The organism is Nonomuraea sp. NPDC050310 (genome assembly GCF_040655795.1).
Classification (GTDB): Bacteria; Actinomycetota; Actinomycetes; order Streptosporangiales; family Streptosporangiaceae; genus Nonomuraea.
Genome location: NZ_JBFAKP010000024.1, coordinates 60,576 through 82,275 on the forward strand (window position 1 = coordinate 60,576; position 21,700 = coordinate 82,275).

At 71.6% G+C, this 21,700-nt stretch carries 22 protein-coding genes and 1 pseudogene; 12 read left to right on the top strand and 11 right to left on the bottom strand.

The genetic code is table 11. The features are described 5' to 3' along the window. Window positions 1-220: 220 nt before the first annotated feature. Window positions 221-1,846, top strand: coding sequence for a tetratricopeptide repeat protein (locus tag AB0I67_RS36360; protein ID WP_357933454.1), 1,626 nt, complete (start codon window positions 221-223; stop codon window positions 1,844-1,846). 73 nt (window positions 1,847-1,919) lie between these two features. On the opposite strand, the gene AB0I67_RS36365 is transcribed toward AB0I67_RS36360, so the two are convergent. Genes AB0I67_RS36365 through AB0I67_RS36380 form a run of 4 tightly spaced genes read right to left on the bottom strand, consistent with a single transcriptional unit; the run spans window position 1,920 to window position 5,714 of the window. After that, window positions 1,920-2,948: an ABC transporter ATP-binding protein gene (locus tag AB0I67_RS36365; protein ID WP_357933457.1), complete on the bottom strand. Its 1,029-nt coding sequence runs from the start codon at window positions 2,946-2,948 to the stop codon at window positions 1,920-1,922. After that, on the bottom strand, window positions 2,945-3,748 hold the full coding sequence (locus AB0I67_RS36370) for an ABC transporter permease subunit (protein ID WP_357933460.1): 804 nt from the start codon (window positions 3,746-3,748) through the stop codon (window positions 2,945-2,947). The genes AB0I67_RS36365 and AB0I67_RS36370 overlap by 4 nt, the downstream gene beginning before the upstream one ends. After that, complete coding sequence (locus tag AB0I67_RS36375) at window positions 3,745-4,635, bottom strand: ABC transporter permease subunit (RefSeq protein WP_357933462.1); 891 nt, start codon at window positions 4,633-4,635, stop codon at window positions 3,745-3,747. The genes AB0I67_RS36370 and AB0I67_RS36375 overlap by 4 nt, the downstream gene beginning before the upstream one ends. Further along, window positions 4,632-5,714: an extracellular solute-binding protein gene (locus AB0I67_RS36380; protein ID WP_357933465.1), complete on the bottom strand. Its 1,083-nt coding sequence runs from the start codon at window positions 5,712-5,714 to the stop codon at window positions 4,632-4,634. Before AB0I67_RS36380 ends, AB0I67_RS36375 begins: the two co-directional genes overlap by 4 nt. Window positions 5,715-6,004: 290 nt before the next feature. Between AB0I67_RS36380 and AB0I67_RS36385 the strand changes: the two genes are divergently transcribed. The 4 genes from AB0I67_RS36385 to AB0I67_RS36400 are packed head-to-tail and all read left to right on the top strand — an operon-like array spanning window position 6,005 to window position 9,886. Continuing rightward, window positions 6,005-7,444 (top strand): aldehyde dehydrogenase family protein, encoded by a 1,440-nt coding sequence (locus AB0I67_RS36385; RefSeq protein ID WP_357933467.1) that lies wholly within the window; start codon window positions 6,005-6,007, stop codon window positions 7,442-7,444. Then, entirely contained in the window at window positions 7,429-8,325 is an 897-nt protein-coding gene (locus tag AB0I67_RS36390) for a CoA-transferase (protein ID WP_357933470.1), read from the top strand. Before AB0I67_RS36385 ends, AB0I67_RS36390 begins: the two co-directional genes overlap by 16 nt. Beyond that, on the top strand, window positions 8,322-9,074 hold the full coding sequence (locus AB0I67_RS36395; RefSeq protein ID WP_357933472.1) for a CoA-transferase: 753 nt from the start codon (window positions 8,322-8,324) through the stop codon (window positions 9,072-9,074). The genes AB0I67_RS36390 and AB0I67_RS36395 overlap by 4 nt, the downstream gene beginning before the upstream one ends. Continuing rightward, a complete protein-coding gene (locus AB0I67_RS36400) occupies window positions 9,071-9,886 on the top strand; it encodes a citrate/2-methylcitrate synthase (protein ID WP_357933475.1) in 816 nt (271 codons plus the stop codon). The genes AB0I67_RS36395 and AB0I67_RS36400 overlap by 4 nt, the downstream gene beginning before the upstream one ends. Here the strand turns inward: AB0I67_RS36400 and AB0I67_RS36405 are convergent. Continuing rightward, window positions 9,837-10,589, bottom strand: a complete 753-nt coding sequence (locus AB0I67_RS36405; protein ID WP_357933478.1) for a CPBP family intramembrane glutamic endopeptidase — start codon at window positions 10,587-10,589, stop codon at window positions 9,837-9,839. The two genes, AB0I67_RS36400 and AB0I67_RS36405, sit on opposite strands and share 50 nt — an antisense overlap. A 99-nt stretch (window positions 10,590-10,688) precedes the next feature. Next, window positions 10,689-11,795 carry a winged helix DNA-binding domain-containing protein gene (locus tag AB0I67_RS36410; protein ID WP_357933480.1) on the bottom strand — a complete coding sequence of 369 codons (1,107 nt, stop codon included), beginning with the start codon at window positions 11,793-11,795 and terminating at the stop codon, window positions 10,689-10,691. A gap of 58 nt (window positions 11,796-11,853) precedes the next feature. Between AB0I67_RS36410 and AB0I67_RS36415 the strand changes: the two genes are divergently transcribed. Then, a complete protein-coding gene (locus tag AB0I67_RS36415; protein WP_357933483.1) occupies window positions 11,854-12,597 on the top strand; it encodes a hypothetical protein in 744 nt (247 codons plus the stop codon). Window positions 12,598-12,693: 96 nt separating this feature from the next. Here AB0I67_RS36415 and AB0I67_RS36420 read toward each other — a convergent pair whose 3' ends face one another. Together AB0I67_RS36420 and AB0I67_RS36425 are read right to left on the bottom strand one after the other, a co-directional pair. Then, complete coding sequence (locus tag AB0I67_RS36420; RefSeq protein WP_357933486.1) at window positions 12,694-12,930, bottom strand: DUF397 domain-containing protein; 237 nt, start codon at window positions 12,928-12,930, stop codon at window positions 12,694-12,696. Beyond that, complete coding sequence (locus AB0I67_RS36425) at window positions 12,927-13,745, bottom strand: helix-turn-helix transcriptional regulator (RefSeq protein WP_357933489.1); 819 nt, start codon at window positions 13,743-13,745, stop codon at window positions 12,927-12,929. The genes AB0I67_RS36420 and AB0I67_RS36425 overlap by 4 nt, the downstream gene beginning before the upstream one ends. A gap of 150 nt (window positions 13,746-13,895) precedes the next feature. Here AB0I67_RS36425 and AB0I67_RS36430 point away from each other — a divergent pair, with 150 nt between their 5' ends. Further along, on the top strand, window positions 13,896-14,222 hold the full coding sequence (locus tag AB0I67_RS36430; RefSeq protein ID WP_357933491.1) for a hypothetical protein: 327 nt from the start codon (window positions 13,896-13,898) through the stop codon (window positions 14,220-14,222). Here the strand turns inward: AB0I67_RS36430 and AB0I67_RS36435 are convergent. Genes AB0I67_RS36435 through AB0I67_RS36445 form a run of 3 tightly spaced genes read right to left on the bottom strand, consistent with a single transcriptional unit; the run spans window position 14,174 to window position 16,172 of the window. Beyond that, entirely contained in the window at window positions 14,174-14,611 is a 438-nt protein-coding gene (locus tag AB0I67_RS36435; protein WP_357933493.1) for an NUDIX domain-containing protein, read from the bottom strand. The two genes, AB0I67_RS36430 and AB0I67_RS36435, sit on opposite strands and share 49 nt — an antisense overlap. Window positions 14,612-14,616: 5 nt before the next feature. Beyond that, window positions 14,617-15,249: a DUF47 family protein gene (locus AB0I67_RS36440; protein WP_357933496.1), complete on the bottom strand. Its 633-nt coding sequence runs from the start codon at window positions 15,247-15,249 to the stop codon at window positions 14,617-14,619. Next, window positions 15,246-16,172, bottom strand: a complete 927-nt coding sequence (locus AB0I67_RS36445) for an inorganic phosphate transporter (RefSeq protein WP_357933499.1) — start codon at window positions 16,170-16,172, stop codon at window positions 15,246-15,248. The genes AB0I67_RS36440 and AB0I67_RS36445 overlap by 4 nt, the downstream gene beginning before the upstream one ends. A gap of 146 nt (window positions 16,173-16,318) precedes the next feature. On the opposite strand from AB0I67_RS36445, the gene AB0I67_RS36450 reads away from it, so the two are divergent. From AB0I67_RS36450 to purU, 5 genes and pseudogenes are all read left to right on the top strand, one after another. Continuing rightward, a complete protein-coding gene (locus tag AB0I67_RS36450) occupies window positions 16,319-17,407 on the top strand; it encodes an aminotransferase class V-fold PLP-dependent enzyme (protein WP_357933502.1) in 1,089 nt (362 codons plus the stop codon). 6 nt (window positions 17,408-17,413) lie between these two features. Then, a pseudogene (locus tag AB0I67_RS36455) lies at window positions 17,414-17,590 on the top strand (LysR family transcriptional regulator); the annotation flags it as partial. 17 nt (window positions 17,591-17,607) lie between these two features. Then, on the top strand, window positions 17,608-18,312 hold the full coding sequence (locus tag AB0I67_RS36460) for a LysR substrate-binding domain-containing protein (RefSeq protein WP_357933505.1): 705 nt from the start codon (window positions 17,608-17,610) through the stop codon (window positions 18,310-18,312). A gap of 9 nt (window positions 18,313-18,321) precedes the next feature. Next, the gene (locus AB0I67_RS36465; RefSeq protein WP_357933508.1) at window positions 18,322-20,697 is read left to right on the top strand and encodes an FAD-dependent oxidoreductase; all 2,376 of its coding nucleotides are present in this window, start codon (window positions 18,322-18,324) and stop codon (window positions 20,695-20,697) included. After that, window positions 20,694-21,524 carry a formyltetrahydrofolate deformylase gene (gene purU, locus AB0I67_RS36470; protein WP_357933511.1) on the top strand — a complete coding sequence of 277 codons (831 nt, stop codon included), beginning with the start codon at window positions 20,694-20,696 and terminating at the stop codon, window positions 21,522-21,524. Before AB0I67_RS36465 ends, purU begins: the two co-directional genes overlap by 4 nt. Window positions 21,525-21,700: the final 176 nt, after the last annotated feature.

The following is a 21,700-nucleotide window of genomic DNA, read 5'->3' on the forward strand; positions in this document are numbered from 1 at the left end:
GACTTGTTTTGCATAAATCTTGATATTCGTAGGAATGTCCGAATAATGGAGCGTATCCCCAAGAGGAGAGGTGCGGGATGAAGAGAATCGTCGTTCGCAAGCCCGGAACCGCGAAGCTCACGGGGACCGCCAGCGTCATTCACAAGGGGTGACCGGCGTCCACCGTTGGGTCCAGGGTGCGCCGCCCGCCCGATGGGAGTCCACGCCGCTTCTGCTGCCCGTGATCGATGCGCATCGGGGGCACCAAGGCCCGTACACCGTCGCCGCCGCGCTGCTGCACCACCTGGTCCCAGGCGTCTTGGAACGTTCCGCCGATCTGGTGGCGGCCCATGACGTCGAGATCCGTGCGGCGGCACCCGGTCTGCGTGACCGGGTGCCCGCCGTCCGGGACCGGCCGGCCGCCGGGCTGGCCGACGACGAACGCATCCTCGTGCCCGCCCCGCGCCGCACCCTGCGGCTGGCCAACGGGCTCTGCGAGTTCGTGCGCGCCGCCGTGCCGCCGGGCCGGGTGCTGGCGGTCGGCAACGCGGCCGAGGCCGACCCGACCGACCTCGAACTGCTCGCGGTGCTGACGCGCCGCATCCCGCCCGACGTGCTGGCCGTCCAGGTGTGGTCCGGCGGGCCGCCCGCTCCGCCCGACACCCGCACGCCGGGCCGGCTCTGGGCCGAGGTGGACCGCTGCACGCAGGAGGGCTTCCTGCACGCCGTCGCCGAACTCGGCGCGCTCGGACTGGAACGCACCGAACCCGGCAGCGCCCGCTGGTGGGACTTCGCCCAGCGCACCGCCACCGCCCTGGGCGGACTCGGGCGGCGCGAGGAGGCGGGCCGGCTGTGGGAACAGGTGCGCCGCGTCAGCCAGGACCCGGCCATGCACGCCGCCAGCGCCTACGGCCTGGCCATGCTCGACGCCCGCAACCCCGACCCGGCCACCCGCGACCTGGGCCGGGCCCGCGGCTGGCTCAACCAGGCGATCGCCGTCTCCACTCTGCTGCCCGACCCGGCCGAGCGCGCCTTCAAGCTGGGCTTCGACCGCAACGGGCTGGCGCTGGTGGAGTTCCGCGAAGGCCGGGTGGACCGGGCGCTCGACCTGGTCGACTCCGCCCTCGCCCTGGCCGCCGAGCTAGGCGAGCGGCACCCGGTGCACCGCATGGTCCTGCTGGCCAACCGCGCCCAGCTCCTGGCCGCTCGGGGGCAGGGCAAGGAGGCCCTGGAGGAGTACGGCGCGGCCCTGGCGCTCGGCGTCGCGTTGCCCGACCACTACCTCGACCGGGGCAACCTGCTGCTCAAGCTGGGGCACGCGGAGGAGGCGCTGGCCGACTACGAGCAGGCGATCCGGCTCGGGCCGCCGCTGCCGGAGGCGTACTACAACCGGGCCGAGGCGGGGCTGGTCCTCGGGCGGGTCGAGCAGGCGCTGGCCGATCTGGCCTACGTGATCGAGCTCGATCCCGAGTACGTGGACGCCTACGTCAACCGGGCCGGGGTGCTGGCCGGGCTGGGACGGGACGCGGAGGCGCAGGGGGTCGTGGAGGCCGGGCTGGAAGTGGCGCCGGGCAACCCCTACCTGCTGGCCGTCCTCGGGCAGGTGGAGACGGCGGCGGGGCGGTTCGAGGCGGCTCGGGCGGCCTTCGACCAGGCCATCGCCGGGGCGCCCGAGCTGGCCGCGGCCTGGGGCAACCGGGCGGTCCTGCGGTTCGAGCAGGGGGACGCGGCGGGGGCGGTGGCCGACCTCGACCGGGCCATCGCGCTCGCTCCGGCCCCTGACCTGCACGCCAACCGGGCCGTGGCCCTGCGCGCCCTCGGCCGGGTCAAGGCCGCCGAGGTGGACGAGCGACTGGCCGGCGGCTGACCCCAGAACCAGGCGGGCGCGGTGGCGAGGGCCGCGCCCGCCTTCCCATACGGGTGCACAGCCCGGCCGGCCTTCAGGCGGGGAAGACCTGGACGTGGTCGTCGGCCACCCGGACCCGGACCGGGTCGCCGGGCGCGAGCCGCGCCGCCGCCCGAGAGGACAGGTCGGCGAAGACGGTGGCCGGCTGCCCGTTGACCGCGACCTGCGTGTACACCCGCGTGGTCGCCCCCAGGAACACCGTGACGTCCACCGTCCCCCGCGCTCCGGGCCCGTCCACGGCCAGCTCGACGTCCTCGGGACGGAACATGCACAACACCCGCTCCGCCGGACCCGGAGCCGCCACGTCGAAGGCGCCCCCCGCGACGACCCGCCCGTCCACCGCGGGCAGTTCCAGGGTGTTCCGGTTACCGACGAACCCGGCGGCGAAGCGGGTGCTGGGCGCGGTGTAGATCGCCGCCGGCGGCGCGCACTGCTCGATGTCCCCGGCGTTCATGACCGCCACCCGGTCGGAGATGGCCAGCGCCTCCGACTGGTCGTGGGTGACGAAGACGGTGGTGATGCCCACCTGGTGCTGGATCCGCCGCACCTCGTCACGGAGGCGGTGCCGTACCTGCGCGTCGAGCGCGGACAGCGGCTCGTCCAGCAGCAGCACCTCGGGCCGCGGCGACAGCGCGCGGGCCAGCGCGACGCGCTGCTGCTGGCCGCCGGACAACTGGTTTGGCAGCCGGTCGCCGAGCTCGCCGAGGCCGACCAGGTCGAGCATCTCCTGCACCCGCTCGGCGCTGGGCTGCTTGCGCACGGTCAGCGGGAAGGCGATGTTGCCGCGCACGGTCAGGTTGGGGAAGAGCGCGTAGGACTGGAAGACCATGCCGATCGGCCGCTTGCGCGCGGGCACGCCGGTCATGTCCTGGCCGCCGATGGTCAGCCGGCCGGTGTCGAACTCGGTGAGCCCGGCGATGCAGCGCAGCAGCGTGGTCTTGCCGCAGCCGGAGGGGCCGAGCAGGGCGAGCAGTTCGCCCTGCTCGACGCTGACCGAGACGCCGTTGAGCGCGGTGTGCCCGGCGTAGCGCTTGGTGATGCCTTCGAGGACGACGTGGCTCAACGAAGGGTCCTTCCGATCGTGGTGACCCGGCCCCGCCCGAGGCGCACGACCAGCGCGGACATGGCGAACAGGAAGCCGAAGGTGAAGACGGTGATGACGGCCAGCGCGTTGGGGTCGCTGAGCGTGCGGGAGACGAACTGCCGCGCCGACCACAGCGGCAGGGTCTCGTAGCTGACCCCCACCAGGATCTTGGCCAGCGCGAACTCGTTCATCGCGGTCGCGACCACCAGCAGCGAGCCGGAGACGACCCCGCCGCGGACGGCGGGCAGGATCACCCGGGCGAGCGTCTGCCCGGGCGTGGCCCCGCAGGTGGCCGCCGCTTCGGACAGTTGTACGGCTCCCGCCGCCAGCAACGCGCTCTCCACCGCCCAGTACATGAACGGGAAGGAGATCGCCGCGGTCGAGGCGGCCAGCAGCCAGAAGGTGCGGAACAGGTCGGGCGCCACCGAGGCGGTGACGAGCTGGATGCCCGCGCCGACGACCACCCACGGCACGGCGAAGGGGATCACCGCGACCGACTGGATGATCGAGCCGACCTTCGGGTTGTGCACCACCGACCAGTAGGCGGCGGGCACGACCAGCACGATGTTGATCGCCACCACGACCACCGACAGCAGCACCGAGCGGCCCAGCGCGGCGGCGACGTCGGGCTTGGTGACCAGCTTGGCCCAGTGCTCCAGCGTGTAGCCGTCGGGCAGCGGGGTGTCGGTCCAGCGGGTGGCCACCGAGTACAGCAACGCGGCCAGCAGCGGCAGGCCGAAGTAGACGGCGAGCAGGCCGAGGAAGGTCTTGCGGGTCACAACCACCTCGCAGCGCGCTTGAGCGACAGGCGGTAGAGCGCCGTCGAGCCGATGGCCAGGAGCATGAGCAGCACGCTGAGCACGGCCGCGCGCTCCAGACCGAAGACGTTGGACTCCAGGGTGGTGCCGATCTGCAGGGTGATCAGCTTGACCGAGTCAGGGGAGGCGGCCAGCGCGTAGGCGACGGCGTAGACGCCGATGGTCCAGGTGAAGATGAGCAGCCAGCCGGCGGTCATGAACGGGCCGAGCACCGGGAGCCCGACGTAGCGCCAGAACTGCCACCGGGTGGCGCGGCAGACCTCCGCGGCCTCCTGCCAGTCGTCCTTGAGCACGCTCAGCGCCGGCAGCGTGAGCAGCACGAACATCGGCACGTTGAAGTAGAGGTAGACCAGGTTCATCCCGGAGAAGGAGCCGGCCGAGGGGAACTCCAGCCCGGTGAGCAGCGTCAGCATGCCGGTCGTGCCGATCAGCGCGACGAAGCCGAAGGCCAGGCCGATGCCGGCGAAGTTGGAGGCGACGTTCATCAGGGAGAGCCAGAAGGCCCGCCCGCCGAGCCGCATGCGGGTGATCAGCCAGGCGGCGGGCGCGCCGATCGCGGTGGCCAGGGTCGCCTGCACGAAGCCGAGGGCCAGCGAGCCCACGATGGCCTGCCGGTCGACCGGGTTGGCCGCGACCTTGGTGATGTTGTCGAGGCCGTAGCCGCCGTCGCGCAGCGCGAAGGTGTCGTGCAGCAGCCGCAGGGCGGGCAGCACCAGCATGGCGAAGGCGAACAGCAGCAGGGGCAGGGCCGGTCCCCAGGCGAGCAGGAACCGCTTCACGCGAAGGGCCGCACGGGGCGGGGACACGGCGTTCCCCGCCACCACGGGCTCGGAGGTGCCTGCGCTCACGCGAGAACCTTCGCCTCCCAGTCGGCGACGATCTGCTCCACGTTGATCTTGGTGATCTCGATCTCCTTGACCGGCGCGTAGGCGGCGTCGGGCAGCCAGTTGGCCTTGGCGTCGGCCGGGAGCTGCAGGTCGCCGTTGAGGACGCGGATCGGGCGGGCGCCGAACTTGGCGAACAGGATCTGCGCCTCGTCGGTCAGCACGTAGTCGAGGAAGCCCTTGAGGAAGTCGCCCTTGGCGGTGTTGTACTTGTTGATCATCAGCCCGGAGGGCGCCCAGACGGAGCCGTCGGCCGGGATGATCACCTCGACGTCGACGTTCTTGGCCTTGAGCGCGGCCTTCTGGGCCAGCCCGTTGAAGTCGTAGTTCACCTGGATGGGGGCCTCGCCCTTCTCCAGGGTGTCCTCGCTCATCTTGGCCGCCGACAGGTTGCCGGAGTCCTTGAGCTTCCTGAAGTAGTCGAAGCCGGGGCCGAGGTTGTCCACGGTGCCGCCGGCGGCTACCGCGGCGGCCACCAGCATCGACTGGCCGGTGCCGGAGCTGGCCGGGTTCTTGATGGCGATCATGCCCTTGTACTCGGGCTTGAGCAGGTCCTGCCAGGTCTTGGGCGCGTTCGGCACCTTGTCGACGTTGACCACGAAGGCGGGGGCGCCGACGAAGGTGGCGACCCAGCCGCCCTTGCCCTTCTGCCAGTCCTTGAGCTTGCTCGCGTTCGGCGGCTGGTAGGCCGGCACGACGCCCTTGGCCTCGGCGACCGGCCCCCACATCAGGCCGATGTCGCTGGCGGTGGCGACCGGCTTGTCCTTCTCGGCGTCGAAGGCCTTGATCTCGTCGGCGGAGGACATGTCGGTGTCCTTGTGGTCGCAGGAGGCGCCGTGCTTGGCGCAGAAGGCCTTGACGACCTCGCCGTAGTTGGCCCAGTCGGGGGCCAGGCCGTAGGTGGGCAGGTCCTTGCCCTGTGCGGCGATCTTCGAGCTGTCCGGAGCGGCACCCCAGTCGTAGTCGCCGGCGCCCGACCCGCCACAGGCGGCCAGGGTCAGCGCGGAGAACACGGCAAGCACCCCTATTCGGAGGTTCTTCATAATTTCCATCCTTTTGAGAGTTATCGCCCCGAATGGTGGACTATGCCGGGTGGGGAAATTCCGACTTCCACCTGAATTCCAGGTGAACTCGCGCCAGCGCTGCTGAAGGTCGCTTCCCGGCATGTCTAGTCCTTCGTGCTGAAGGGGCCAACCGGGCACTTTGTTATGAGGGCTATAGGGAAAGGCGTATAGCCGCTGCCTATACCGGCGATCGGTCTTCGGTCACTTGTCCGGTTGATGCCCTGCCGCGAGGCTGTGCCGTACCAGACACAGATCCAGAAAGGACCCCGATGGCGAGTCACTACCTGCTCAACCACATCGGCGGGGAGTGGCGTGCCCCCGAGAGCGGGCAAACCAGGCCGAACCTCAACCCCGGCGACCTCTCCGACCACCTCGGGGACTTCGCCGAGTCCGGCGGGGCCGACGTGGAGCTCGCGGTCGAGGCCGCGGCCGCGGCGATGCCCGCCTGGAAGGCCCTGGGACCGATCAAGCGCGCCGAGTTCCTGCGGGCCGCCGAGCGGCTGATCGAGGAGCGCGCCGAGGACTTCGCCCAGGCGATCACCCGCGAGCAGGGCAAACTGCTCAAGGAGGCGCGCGGCGAGGTCAAGCGGGCCCTGGCCATCCTCGACTTCACCGCGGGGGAGGGCCGCCGGCTCAAGGGAGAGACCCTCCCCGCCGAGGAGCCCCGCACCTTCTCCTACACCTTCCGCGCGCCGATCGGCGTGGTCGGCCTGATCACGCCCTGGAACTTCCCGCTGGCCATCCCGATGTGGAAGGTCGCGCCCGCGCTGCTGGCCGGCTGCGCCGCGGTGCTCAAGCCGTCGCCGTTCACCCCGCTGACCGCCGCGCTGCTGGTGGAGGCCTTCGCCGACGCCGGCGTGCCGGCCGGCGTGCTCAACCTGGTGCAGGGCGACATCGCCGCGGGCGAGGCGCTGGTCGCTCACCCCAAGGTGGCCGGGATCAGCTTCACCGGCTCGCTGCCGGTCGGGCTGAGCATCCACACCGCCGGCGCTCCCCGCCTGCTCCGCACCCAACTGGAGCTGGGCGGCAAGAACGCGGTGATCGTGCTGGCCGACGCCGACCTGGACAAGGCGGCCAAGGCCGCCGCCTTCGGCGCCTTCGGCCAGTCCGGCCAGCGGTGCAGCGCGACCTCCCGGGTGATCGTGGACCGCGCGGTCAAGGAGGCCTTCCTCGACAAGCTGATCGCCGAGGTCGCGAAGCTGCGCGTCGGCTACGGCTTCGACGAGTCCGCCAGCATCGGCCCGGTGATCAACGAGGCGCGCATGCAGGCCTGCCTCGACGCGATCAAGTCCGCCCAGGAGACGGGCGCCAAGGTCGCCACCGGCGGCGGGCGCGCCCCCGGCAACGGCTTCTACGTCGAGCCGACCGTCCTGCGCGACGTGCCCTGGGACAGCGAGATCGCCCAGGAGGAGATCTTCGGCCCGGTGCTGTCCGTGGTCGACTGCGACGGCTTCGACGAGGCCATGCGCATCTCCAACTCCGTCAGGTACGGCATGAGCGGCACCATCTTCACCCAGGACCCGGCCACCATGTTCGAGGCGCTGGAGCGGTTCGAGGCCGGCATGCTGCACGTCAACCGCCCCGGCGTCGGCGCCTACGCGCACCTGCCGCACATGGGCGCCAAGCTGTCGCAGTTCGGGCCGCCCGAGTGCTCGCCGCAGGTCTGGGACTTCTACACCGAGTGGCGGTCGGCGTGCATAAGCTACTGACCGCCGCCGAGGCGGTCTCCCGCTTCGTCCGGCCCGGCGCCGTGCTGGGCATGGGCGGCCAGAACATCAACCGCTGCCCGATGGCGCTGGTCCACGAGGTGATCCGGCAGGGCCCCGGCGAGCTGACCGTGGTCGGCTGCAACCTCTCGCTCCCGCTCGACATGCTGGTGGCCGCCGGCCTGGTGGCCCGCACCGAGCAGGGCACCGGCAACCTCGAACGGTACGGCACGCTGTTCGCCTGGCGTCGGGCGGTCGAGCGCGGCGAGGTGAGCGTGGGCGACCACTCCCACCTGGCCATGGCCACGCGCTTCGCCGCGGGGGCGCTCGGCCTGCCGTACCTGCCGACGCGCAGCCTGCTCGGCACCGACCTGCTGGCCGACCTGGTGCGCGACGGGGTGGCCCGCGAGGGCGCCGACCCGTTCGAGAACCGGCCGGTGGTCCTGCTCAGGGCGATGCGCCCGGACGTGGCGCTGATCCACGCCAACCGGGCCGACCTGAACGGCAACGTGGTCATCGAGGGCGTCACCTCGCACGAGGTGGACATGGTGCGTGCCGCGCACGCGACCATCGTCAGCGCCGAGGAGGTGCTGCCCGCCGGGGCCTTCGCCGACCGGCCCGAGCAGGTCACCATCCCCGAGGCGTACGTCAGCGCGGTCGTCGAGCAGCCCTACGGCGCCTTCCCGACCTCGGTCTACCGGGCCTACGACTTCGCCGAAGGCGAGATCAAGGAGTACCAGGCCCGCGGCCGCGAGGGCGACGAGCGAGTGCGCGGCTGGCTGGCGGCCAACCTGGGCGCCTCCTTCGAGGAGTACCTGAAGACCCGTGACGCCTCCGGCGACCTGCGCCGCGAGCTGGCCGAGCAGATGAGGAGGCTGGTGTGAACGCGCTGCCCCGAGAGCTGCTCGTGGTCGAGGGCGCCCGGCAGATCCGCGACGGCGACCTGGTGATCGTCGGCACCGGGCTGCCGCTGCTGGCCGCGACGCTGGCGCAGCGCACCCACGCGCCCGACGCCAAGCTGGTCATCGAGTCCGGCGTGATCTTCCCCAAGGTGATGCCGACGCCGGTCTCGGTCGTCGACCCGCGGCTGATGCACGGCGCCTCCCGGCACGGCACCCTCTTCGAGGCGCTGGGCGGCATGGTCCAGCGCGGCCTGGTGCGCACCGGCTTCCTGGGCGGCGCGCAGGTGGACGAGTTCGGCAACATCAACTCCACCTGGGTGGCCGGCAAGCGGCTGCCCGGCAGCGGCGGCGCCAACGACATCGCCAGCCACTGCGGCCAGGTCGTCGTGCTCACCGACCACGAGCGGCGGCGCTTCCCGGCCCGCTGCGACTACGTCACCAGCCCCGGCTTCCTCGGCGGCCCCGGAGAACGGGCCAAGGCGGGCCTCGGGCCGCTGAAGGTCAAGGTCGTCACCACCCTGTGCGTCATGGAGGCCGAGGACTCGGCCCTCACCGTGACCGCGCTCATGCCGGGGGCGAGCGCGCAGGACGTGCTCGACAACACCGGCTTCATCCCGAAATTTCGTGACTCGCTGGACACGGTGGTCCTACCGGACCCCGAAGAGATCCGCCTGCTGCGCGAGGAGATCGACCCGGCGTGCGTGTACTTCCCGGAAAGGAAAACCCGTTGAGCGACAAGAAGCCCTTCGCGTGGGAGACCGCGATCGCGTGGAAGAACAAGGACCGCATCGTGGTCCGCGGCTACGACGTCAACGAGCTGACCGGCTCGATCACCTTCGCCGAGCACTTCCACCTCGTGCTCAAGGGTGAGCTGCCGACGCCCGAGGTCGGCCGGATGACCGACGCGATCATGGTCAACATGGCCGAGCACGCCATGTCGCCCTCCTCGGCCACCGTGCGCTTCGCCACCTCCGGCGGCGCCGAGCTCAACTCCGCGGTCGCCGCGGGCGTCGCCGGCATCGGCCGCCTGCACGGCACCGCCGACCGGCCGGCCGAGCTCTTCCTCGGCGTCGGCCGCCGGGCGGAGGAGGAGGGCATCGGCGACGAGGAGGCGGCTCGCCGTACCGTCGCCGAGATGCGCGCCCGCCGGGAGCGCATGGCCGGCTTCCACCACGCCCAGCACATCCGCGACCCGCGGACCGCCCGGCTGATGGAGCTGTCGGACAAGCTCGGCATCACCGGGCGGTACGTGCGCATCGCGCGGGCCATGGAGGAGGCCACCGAGGAGGTGTTCGGCCGCCGGATCTGGATCAACGGGCCCGGCTCGATGGGCTGCATCGGCCTCGACATGGGCTACGAGCCGCTCCAGCTCAAGGCGCTGTTCATCGTCTGCCGCTCGTTGTCCCTGTGCGCGCACTCGATCGAGGAGATGACCCGCGAGAAGGGCTGGCGCGCCTCGTCCAACTCGCCGATGGTGCAGCCGCTGGACCTGGCTATGCAGGGACCGGAACACTACGACGGTCCCGCCGACCGGTCACTGTGACCAGCGTGACCGCCAGCACCAGGTAGATCGCGGCCAGGGTGAGCGCGCCCAGGTCGGAGCCGATCACCTCGGCCGGCATGAGCTCGACGGACAGGTTGTGGCCGAAGTGCGCGACCAGCACCACGGGCAGGCCGGTGCGCCGGTACAGCCAGGCGTAGATCACCGCGGTGGACACCAGCCTGACCAGGCTCTGCACCACGTCCACGGCGCTCTCGCCGCCCTGGGCGTTGAAGATCGGCCACAGGTGCCAGGTGGTCCACAGCAGGCCGATGATCACCGACGCGGTCAGCCAGGAGTAGCGCCGCTCCAGCAGCGGCCCGCCGAAGCCCCGCCAGCCGAACTCCTCGCCCAGCGGGCCGGTCAGCAGCGGGCCGAGCACGGCCAGCCCCGGCAGCAGCAGCCACTGCGCCGGGGCCGCGCCGTGCCGCAGCGCGAACACGGCGTCGATGGTCAGCGCGATGGCGATCGGGGCGAGCAGCACCAGGACGTACCAGCCCCAGTGGTGCCGCCAGTCGAGCGCCTGGCGCGCCAGCGCGCGCAGCCGCCCGGTGCAGGCGGCGACGGCGAAGGCGGCCAGGCTCGGCGAGACGGCGATCAGGATGACCGCCGGCGAGAGGTCACGCGGCCCCTGGCCGGTGAGGTGGAGCCATAAGGCTCCCAGCGCGGTGAGGAGGAAGGTCAGACCTGCCCAGGCGAGTGTCATGACCTCACGGTAGGAAGGGCGCGCCCCCTCATCGATCCGGCTTTCCGCCCGATCCGCCAGGGTGCCATCCCCCGTGCCGCGGTAGGGGTGGCCCCCGCCTCAGGCGTGGCCGCCGACGGTCACCGGGCCGAGGGTCAGCGTGGGCCGGGCCTCCATGATCTCACCGACCCGGATGACCTGCTCCTCCAGCAGGTCGAGGTCGACCGCGGTCAGCGCCTCCACGGTGACCGCCAGCCGGCTGCCCGACCGCTTCTGGTGCCAGAGCCCGGCCACCACCCCGTCCACGATCAGCGTCTGGAAGTTCTTGCCCATGACGCGCTCGGCCGCCGGGCCGGGGTGCAGCAGCTCCTTGTCGTTGCCGACGGCATAGCTGTAGTAGTCGAAGTACGGCAGGAGCAGCACCCCCGACGGCGGCTCGTCCGGCACCCACAGGTCGCCGCGCGCCACCACCGCCGGCCGGCCCTCGACGGTGACCGCCTCCAGGTCGAGCCGGTCGAACACGGCGCGGCCGAGCGGCTTGGGCGCGTTCATGAAGTGCGCGAAGCGCTCCGGGGTCGCCGGGCCGAAGGCGTGCAGGAACCAGGTCGCCACCTGCTCCAGGGACGAGTCGGCCGGCGCCGGCTCGATCCGCGGGTTGACGTAGGTGACCTTGCGGCCACGGCCGGCGCCGAAGGCGAGCACGCCGCGGTGCGCGGCCACCGAGATCACCTGCCGCCAGCGCGGCCACCACCCCTGGAAGGCCGGCATCACCAGGTCGCCCGCCCACGGCCCGGTGCGCGCGACCACCTCGGCGTCGAGCTCGTCGACGGTCAGCTCCTGGCCGTCCAGCGCCTCGCCGATCGCCGCGATCACCGCCTCGACCTGCTCGGCCGACATCCGCATCTCCGGCGTGGCCGCCGTGGCGGACGGCAGGGCCGACAACGCGCCCAGCCAGACCGGCAGGTCCTCCGCCGGCAGCAGGTGCACGGTGCCACGCGGCCCGAACGTCTTGACCAGGCTGCGCTCCTGCCACAGCGCCTCGCGCACGCTCTGCCGCGTCGCACCCTTGCTCCGCAGGCCCAGCCCGAGCTCGGCGGCGGACATCACCTGGGCGTGCGTGCTGCCCATGCGCCGCACCACCTCGGCGAGCGGCAGCCCCTCGGCAGGGGCGGACAGGTGGTGGCGGGCAAGACGGCGGGCGGAGACCTGGCTCCAGGAGAAGTTCACGGGCCCACGCTAACCAGCATTGCGGACGAGTTCTTTCCGCATGCTCTACGGTGACGCCATGAGTTTCGACGCGCTGGTGCGCGACCTCGACCCCGGCGCCGCCGTGCAGGCCGCCGGGCTGGTCACCGGGTACGGCGGGCCCGCCAGAGCCGCCGGGTTCCGTCTCGGCAACCAGCGCCTGCGCTGCGCCTCGCTGCTCAAGCCGCTCTACGCCTGGGTGGCCGACCGGACCCCCGAGTGGGCCTCGGCGGCCGAGCCCGCGGTGGTCGAGTCGTCGAACGCCGACACGCTGCGGCTGTGGCTGGGCACCGGGCCGCTGGTGATCCTCGACCGCCTCGCCGAGCGCACCGGGGTGCGCTGGGCGCCGCCGAGCACCGATCCGGCCTCGTTCGGGTCGGTCGAGGTGGCCGCCTCCGAGGTGGTCACCGCCTACGCGGCGCTGGCCCAGGCGGGGTCGTTCGGCGACCGCGACGCGCAGCGCATCCTGCAGTGGATGGTGGCCGCCACGCAGACCTTCGGGGTGCGGGAGCTGTTCCCCGGCGAGGTCGCGGTGAAGTGCGGCTGGTTCGGCGGGGCCGACGAGAGCTGGCTGCGGACCCACGTGGTCACCGTCGACCGGCGGGACGACGGGCGGATCCGGCTGGCGTGCGCCCTGACCGCGCTGCCGTACCCGGGGGAGGCGGAGCGGGCGGCCTACCGCCGGGCGCTGGCCACCGGCGGGAGCGTGGAGGACGAGCACGACCGCGTCGGCGGCGGGTTGCTGCGCGAGCTGATCCCCGCGACGCTGGCGGAACTGGGCTGAGCGGCGCCGCCTCTCGGGGCAGGCGGAGCCGCTTGGAACGATGTAATGCCGAGAGGTGAGAATCTCCCCGTAGGGAGGGGGCGTACCTGGCCGCGATCAGCTCAGGTCGTCGAACTCGCCGTCCTTCATGCCGAGGCGGAAAGCCTCCCATTCGGCCGGCGTGAAGTAGAGCCGCGGACCTTCGGGGTCCTTGGAGTCGCGCAGGACGAACAGGCGGTCGGCCTGCGCCTTGGGCGTGGCGACGTCCTCGGGGGTCTCGAGGACGGCCACTTCGACGCAGTCCCCGCCGTTGCTGCCGCTACGGCGGGACTTGCGCCAGATGATCTCCTTCATAGATTCTCCTCTGCTTCTGACAGCAAATGTAGACTCGCGTGAACCGGTAGGGCGAGTGACCGGATGACGTCGTACCGGCGGGTGATCGACTCCACGTCCAGCGGACGGTCGGTCACATACCCCTCTCCCGCCGATTCGAGATAGACCAGGTCCGGTTCGCCCGGCGTCCTCGCGACGACGAACGCCCCGGTGAGCCCCGGCACGGCCGGACTGTCCTTCGGCACCACCTGGACGACCACGTTGGGCAGGTCGGAGGCCTCCAGGAGGGCCCGGATCTGCCCGCGCATCGTCTCGGCGGAGCCGACCGGCCGGTGCAGCACCCACTCGTCCAGCACCGCCCAGTACATGGGCGGGTCCGGCCGGTGCAGGATGGCCTGCCTGATCATCCGGGCGGCGACCGCCTCCTCCGCCTGTTCGGCGGTGGCGCCCGGTTCGCGCCGGAGGATCTCCCGCGCGTACTCCTCCGTCTGCAGCAGACCTGGCACCAGGAGGGGCTGCCAGGTTTGCAGCGTGCGCGTCGTCTGCTCGATCTCCAGCCAGGGCCGGAACCAGGCGGGGTAGACCGCCTGCCGGACCAGCGGCCAGAGCCTCGACAGCTCGCCGCCGGTCTCCAGGACCTGGTCGGCGCGCTCGGCGAAGTCGCGAGACGGGCTGCGTTTCGCGAGTTCGACCGCGCACACCAGCGACAGGCTGTAGCTGAGCCGCTCGGCCAGCTGCTCCTGGGACAGGCCGGCGCGCATCCGGTGTTCCCGTAACTCGGAGCCGAAGAACGCCAGCGGACTGGAACTCGGATCGAGCTCGCGTGCGGGGGGCATCGTCGCTCCGGTTCTACACGGTTCTACAAACCAGATTGGTAGCCACACAAGGGCTGTGTGGCACCGGTGTCGGTACCTAGAGTAGTCACTCAAGTGCACTCTGGTGTCAGGGCAGGGAAAATCCCACCGACTTAAGGACATGTGGTGCCAATGCGCGCTGTGCAGGCGTCCGTCATTCCTGAACGGGCGGAAGAAGAACAGATCGAGCAGCTCCTGCGGCTGCAGGAGCTGCTGGCCGGGGAGGGGGTCCGGGCGCTGCTCGTCCGGCACCTGCGGCTGGCGCTCTTCCAGAACCGCTACGACCCGCCGCAGCACCGCGGCCCGGTGCTGGTCGCCGGCGCGGTGAAGGTCAGCGCGGCCGAGGCCGGCTTCCACGTCGAGCACGACTCGGGCTCGGCCGGCTTCGCCGAGGCCGAGGCGGCGGCGGGCTACGTCAGCTCGCTGATCACCGCGGCCAGGTCGGGAGGCTCGACATGAGGCGGTAGCTCGCCCGGGTCGAACCACCCGTAGCCCAGGTAGGTCCGCCGTTCCTCCTCGGTCAACTCGCCCGGATCCACCGGGGGCTCGCTGATCGCGAGCCTGGCCAGGTAGAACGGCTCCGACTTCACGTAGCGCTCGCCCAGCCAGGTGAAGTCGCGCTCGACCAGCACATGTATGTGCTCGACCGCTGAGCCGGGCAGTCCCGTCTCCTCGGTCAACTCCCGCCGGGCCGCCTCCAGCGCGCTCTCTCCCGGGTCTATCCCCCCGCCCGGCGGCTCCCACAGCTCCGCGCCGCTCACGTAGTCGCGCCAGTGCATCAGCAGCACCCGGCCCTCCCGATCCAGCGCCACCACGCGCGCCGCCGGCCGGTCGTTCGCCTGCTCCACGCCGCTCACCTCTTCATCGCCCCGTCGGCGATGGCGTCGGCGGCCTCGCCGATGGCCATGCCCACGATCTCCAGGCGCCGGACGAGCTCGCGTTCCTTCATCGCCTCGGCGGTCAGCTCGCCGGAGAAGATCCGCGAGATCTCGTACTGGTACATCCGGCGGATCGCCCCGCCCACCTTCTTGGCCTCCAGCGCGTCGTGGACCACGGCCGACGGGCGCGAGGCCAGGTCGCGCACCGCGTTCTCCAGGGCGTCGATCCCGGTGATGACCTGGTCGAGCAGCGGGCTGAAGCGGATCTGGTCCGGCACCCGGTACAGGTGCGACTCGCGCACGAAGTCGCGCAGCGAGTCGAGCACGTCGTCGATCGAGCGCGACAGCCGGAACAGGTCCTCGCGGTCGATCGGCGTGACCAGCGCGTCGCGCAGCTCGTCCACCAGGCGCCGGCGCTCCTCGTCGCCCAGGTGCTCGATGGCGCGCATCTGCTCGTGCGCCCCGGTGCGCCCCACCTCGCCACTGATCATGGCCATGGCCAGCCAGGCCCCCTGCTTGGTGGCTTCGAGCTGGCCGAGCAGCGCCTCCGTGAGCGCACCGTCCATGCGCCCGCTGAGCAGATCGCGGATCCGCCGCAGCCGTCTCACCCGAGTACCTCCTTGACGAAGAACGCCGCGCCGGCGGCGAGCACCAGGCTCACCGGGAGGGTGAGCATCCACGCTGACACGATCTTGACCGCCGCGTACCAGCGGACCCGGCCACCGCCGTGCGACACTCCGGCGCCGATCAGCCCGCCGGCGATGGCCTGGGTCATCGACACCGGCGTCCCGGCCGCCGCGCAGCCCACCACGGTGAGGCCGGCGCCCAGCTCGGCGGCCACCCCGTGCAGCGGGCGCGAGGCCAGGATCTCGCGCGAGAGCGTACGGCCGGCCCGCGGCATGCCGTACAGCGCGCCGAGGGCGAACAGGCCCGCGGTGGCGGCGGTCACCGGCAGGCCGCCCGTGCCGGTGGCGATCAGGAAGACGGCCAGCATCTTCTGGCCGTCGTTGGCCGCGTAGGCGAGCCCCTGGAGCCAGAAGCCGGCCACGTGCCAGCGGCGCAGCGCGCCCGAGGTGGACAGGCCGGTCAGCAGCCGGGTCACCGCCCACGACACCAGCGCGCCGACGAAGGGGGAGGCGAGGCCGACGGCGAGCACGAGCACCACCCAGCCGGGCGAGACCGGCAGCCCCCAGCCGAGCCCCGCGCCGGTCAGCGCGCCCACGACGGCCAGGGTCAGGCTGGTCGGCCGGCCCCGGGCGCTCAGCGTCATCGCGACCGCCACGGCCACCAGCACGCCGACGGTCATGGCCTGCCGGCCGCCGGGGCCGTCGAAGGAGGCCAGCCTGGTCACGAAGGTCAGCGCGACCTGGCTGGTCACCAGCGGGACCAGCGCGATCAGCACGACCAGGGTGAGCACCCCGGTCAGCGGGCGCACGCTCGGCAGCTTGAGCCCCGTCGCCAGCAGGGCGCCGCCGTCGTTCATGCCGGACACGACGGCGAACATGCAGGCGACCAGCAGCTCTAACGTCACCGATCCATCCCATCCGTCCGCTCTCTGGCGGGCAACACCCGGCCGGACCGCTTTGGCTATGGGGGCCATAGCGAAATCCAGGCTGTTCCGCGGTGGACCCCGAAGCTAGCGTCCGTAATGCCCGATACCTACCCAAGATCGAGTGGATGATGGACCAAGAGCTCATTCTGTTGAATCCCGGCCCGGCCTGCACGTCGCAGCGGGTCAAGGACGCCCTGCTGCGCGGTGACCTCTGCCACCGCGAGCCGGAGTTCAGCGAGCTGCTGTTCCGGATCCGGGAGGCGCTCCCGCGCGCCCTGAACCTGGCCGGCACGCACGAGGCCCTGCTCGTGACCGGGTCGGGCACCGCGGCCATGGAGATGGCGGTCATCAGCTCGGTCCGCGCGGGCCGGGGCGTGCTCGTCGTGAACAACGGCGTCTACGGCGACCGGATGATCAAGATCGCCAAGGCGCACGGCATCCCCTTCGACGAGGTCAGGAGCGACTGGACGGTCCCGGCCTCGCCGGAGGCGGTGGCCGCCGCGCTGGCCGGCCGCGACGACGTGGACGCGGTGATCTGCGTGCACCACGAGACCACCACCGGCCTGATCAACCCGATCAAGGAGATCGGCGAGATCGTCGCCGCGCACGGCGCGCTCTTCGTGATCGACGCCATCTCCGGCACCGCGATCGAGGACCAGGACCTGGCCGAGGTCAAGGCGGACGTCATCTGCGGCACCGCCAACAAGGGCCTGCACGGCCAGCCGGGCATCTCCTTCCTGCTGTCCAGCGCGCGGGCGATCGAGCGCTTCCACGAGGCCCCCGAGCGCAGCCTCTACCTCAACGCCGCCAGCTACCTCAAGAGCGACGTGCCCTTCACCCCCGCGGTGCAGGTCTGCTACGCCCTCGACGAGGCGCTGGCCGAGTACGCCGACCAGGGCGGCTTCGAGGCCCGCACCAAGCTCTACCGGGAGCGGGCGGCGCTGGTGCGCGGCCAGTTCGAGCGCCTCGGGCTGCGGATCCTGGTCGATGAACGGTTCCGGTCCAACACGGTAACGATGCTTCATCTGCCGGAAAGCGTCACGTACGACCGGCTTCACGATGAGCTCAAGAAGCGCGGTTATGTTATCTACGCCGGTCAGGGGCAACTTTCCGCGGATTTCTTCCGGATCTGCACGATGGGGGAGATTCCCTGGCACCGGCTGGAGGAGCTCGAGAACGCGCTCCGCGACTCGATCGCCGCGGCTAGGGGTTAACACGACATGCAGCTCAACCTGCACCGGCTCTGGATCTTCATGACGGTGGTGGAGTGCGGCGGCTTCTCGGCCGCCGCGCAGAAGCTCTACCTCAGCCAGCCGTCGGTCTCCCACCAGGTCAGGCAGCTTGAGCAGGCACTGCGCACCACCCTGATCGACCGCAGCGGGGCCCGCATCCGGCTCACCCGGAGGGCGAGGTCATGCTGGAGTACGCCAAGCGCGTCTTCCTGCTGGCCGACGAGGCCGTCGCGGCCATCCGCCAGGTCTCCGGCCTGCAGACCGGGACGCTGGTCGCGGGAGGCACCACCACCGTCGGCACCTACCTCCTGCCGCCGCTGCTGGCCGCCTTCCGCGACCGCCACCCCGGCATCGAGATCGGCATCCGGACCGGCAACGGCCAGCAGGTCGAGCGCGGCCTGGTCGACGGCGAGATCGGCGTCGCGGTGCTGGCCGGGGTGCCCACCGCCGCCCAGCTCGTCAGCGAGCCGATCCTGGAGGACCGGCTGGTCCTCATCACCCAGCCCGGCCACCGCCTGGCCGGCGCGGGTACGGCGGAGCCGGGCGAACTGGCCGGCGAGCGCTTCCTCATCCGCGAGCCCGGCTCCTCCACCCGCGACCTGCAGGAGCAGGCCATGGAGACGTGGGGGCTCAAGGACCGCACCGAGATCTGGGGACCCGAGACGATCAAGCAGGCGGTCGCCGCCGGACTCGGCGTCTCGCTGGTCTCCGAGCACTGCGTCGAGCAGGAACTGGCCGACGGGCGGCTGGCGGCGGTCGAGATCACCCCCGCACCCAAGCCCCGGCCGATCGTGCTGGCCCACCGCCGCGACCGGCTGCTCGGGCCCGCCGAACAAGCCTTCATCGCCATGTTGCGCAACCTCCGCGCCTGGCCCCGGAAAACATAGGGATCTTTCGTGAAAAATGGCGTTCTCCCGCCACGTGCGCAGGTTGTCATCGTCGGCGGGGGCATCGCCGGCTGCAGCGTCGCCTACCACCTGGCCGAGCTCGGCTGGACCGACGTCGTCCTGCTGGAGCAGGGCCAGCTCTCCTGCGGCACCACCTGGCACGCCGCCGGCCTGGTCGGCCAGCTCCGCAGCACCGAGTCGATGACGCGCCTGATCCAGTACAGCACCGACCTGTACGGCAGGCTGGAGGCCGAGACCGGCTTCGGCACCGGCTGGAAGCAGTGCGGCAGCGTCAGCGTCGCCCGCACCCCCGAACGCATGACCCAGCTCCGCCGCACCGCCGCCCAGGCCCGCACCTACGGCATCACCGCCGAGGTCGTCTCGCCCGCCGAGGCCGCCGAGCTGTGGCCGGTCATGCGCACCGACGACCTGGTCGGCGCGATCTGGCTGCCCGGCGACGGCAAGGCCAACCCCGCCGACCTCACCCAGGCGCTCGCCCGCGGCGCCCAGCGGCACGGCGTCCAGGTCGTCGAGCGCGTCCGCGTCCTGGACACCGTCGTGCGCGACGGGCGGGTGCACGGCGTGCACACCTCAGAAGGCTTCATCGAGTGCGAGGTCCTGGTCAACTGCGCCGGCCAGTGGGCCCGCGAGCTCGGCCGGCAGGCCGGCGTCACCGTGCCGCTGCACTCGGCCGAGCACTACTACATCGTCACCGCCCCGATCGACGGCGTCCGGCCCGACCTGTCGGTCCTGCGCGACCCGGACGGCTACGCCTACTTCAAGGAAGAGGTCGGCGGCCTGGTCGTCGGCGGCTTCGAGCCCGACGCCAAACCGTGGGGGATGGACGGCATCCCGCACCCCTTCGAGTTCCAGCTCCTCGACGAGGACTGGGACCAGTTCTCGATCATCATGGAGAACGCCGTCCAGCGGGTGCCCGCCCTGGAGTCCACCGGCGTGCGGATGTTCTACAACGGACCAGAGAGCTTCACCCCCGACAACATGTTCCTGCTCGGCGAGGCCCCCGAGGTGGCGGGCTACTTCGTCGCCGCGGGCTTCAACTCCGCCGGCATCGCCTCAGCCGGCGGGGCCGGACGGGCGCTGGCCGAATGGATCGTCAACGGCAGCCCCACCAGCGACCTGTGGCCCGCCGACCTGCGGCGCTTCGCCCCCTGGGCGGGCAACCCGGCCTGGCTGCGCGAGCGCGTCACCGAGACGCTCGGGCTGCACTACGCCATGTCGTGGCCCAACCGCGAGCTGGAGACCGCCCGGCCGCTCCGCCGCTCGCCGGTGCACCACCTGCTGGCCGCCTCGGGGGCGTGCTTCGGGTCGAAGATGGGGTGGGAGCGGGTCAGCTACTTCGGGCCGGCGGCGCCGTACACCTTCGAGCGGCCCGAATGGCAGGCGCACGTGGACGCCGAGGTCACGGCCTGCCGTACCGGCGCGGCCCTGTTCGACCAGACCTCCTTCGCCAAGTTCGTGCTGAAGGGGCCGGACGCCTGCCAGGTGCTGCGCCGGTTGTGCTGCGCCGAGGTGGACGTCGAGGTCGGGCGGGTGGTCTACACCGGGATGCTCAACGACCGGGGCGGCTACGAGTCCGACCTCACGCTCACCCGCGTCGCGCGGGACGAGTACCTCGTCGTCAGCGGCTCGGCGCAGGCCACCCGCGACTTCGACCACCTGTCCAAGGGCATCGGCGACCAGCGCGCGGTCCTGGTGGACGTCACCAGCGCCTACGCGGTCTTCGGCGTGATGGGACCGGAGTCGCGCTCCATCCTGCAGTCGCTGTCCAGCGCCGACTTCACCGCCTTCGACTTCGGCACCTCCCGGCTGGTGGACCTCGGGCACGCCACCGTGCGGGCCACCCGCGTCACCTACGTCGGCGAGCTCGGCTGGGAGCTCTACGTGCCCACCGAGTTCGCCGTGACCGTCTACGAGACCCTGCTCGGCACCGGCCGGCTCACCCAGGCCGGCTACTACGCCATCGAGGCCATGCGCCTGGAGAAGGGCTACCGCGCCTGGGGACGCGAGCTCGGACCCGACCTCACCCCCGCCGAGGCCGGGCTCCGCTTCACCTGCCGCCCCGGCGGCGGCTACCGCGGCGCCGAGCGCGCCCTGACCGCACCCGCCCGGCGCGTCGTCTCCCTCACCGTCGACGACCCGGCCGCCCACCTGTGGGGAGGCGAGTCCCTCCTCACCGACGCGGGGCCGGTAGGCTACGTCACCTCCGCCGCCTACAGTCCGACCCTGGGCCGGGTGGTCGCGCTCGCCGTCGTCGCCGAGCCGCTGCCGGGAAAGGTCCAGGTCGACCTGGCCGGGGCCCTGTACCCTGCCCAGATCAGCCTGAAGGCTCCGTACGATCCGACCTCCTCGAGGGTGAAGGCATGACCGACGCCGAATACGTTCTGACCCTGTCGTGTCCCGACCGGCCCGGCGTCGTCGCCGCCGTCTCCGGACTCCTGGCCGAACAGGGCTGCAACATCACCGAGAGCCAGCAGTTCGGCGCCGAGCGCTTCTACATGCGGGTCCAGTTCACCTCACCCGTGACCGAGGACGTCCTGCGTACGGCTCTCGCCGGGCTCGGCATGGAGTTCACCCTGCGCGACCTCGCGGTCAAGCCGCGCGTGCTCATCATGGTCAGCAAGTTCGACCACTGCCTCAACGACCTGCTCTACCGGGTGCGCTCCGGGGCGCTCGACATCGAGATCGTCGCCGTCGTCTCCAACCACCCCGACCTGCGGCCCCTCACCCAGTCGTACGGCATCGACTACCACCACCTGCCGGTCACCCCCGAGACCAAGCCCCGCCAGGAGGCCGAGGTGCTCACCCTCGTCGAGCACTACCAGGCCGACCTCGTGGTTCTGGCGCGGTACATGCAGGTGCTCTCCGAGGACCTCTGCGCCAAGCTCGCCGGGCGGGCGATCAACATCCACCACAGCTTCCTGCCGTCCTTCAAGGGCGCCAAGCCCTACCACCAGGCGTACGCCCGCGGCGTCAAGCTCATCGGGGCCACCGCGCACTACGTGACCTCCGACCTGGACGAGGGGCCGATCATCGAGCAGGAGGTCGCCCGGGTCACCCACAGCCACTCACCGCAGGACCTCGTCGCCATCGGCCGGGACGTGGAGTGCGTCGCCCTGGCCCGCGCGGTCAAGTGGCACACCGAGCAGCGCGTCGTGCTGGACGGCCACAAGACCATCGTCTTCCACCGCTGACCAACCACGGTCCTCCCTTCCCGGGCCCTGCCCGGTGGGGGGCCGCCTCCGGCGTCCCCCCACACCCCCCGAGGCGAGGGGCCTACCGGCCCCTCGCGCTCCCCGAGAGTGAGGGTGTTTCACCGCGGAAAACCGCTAGCCGGCTCGGAAAGGCTCCAGCCACAGGAGCTCCCGGA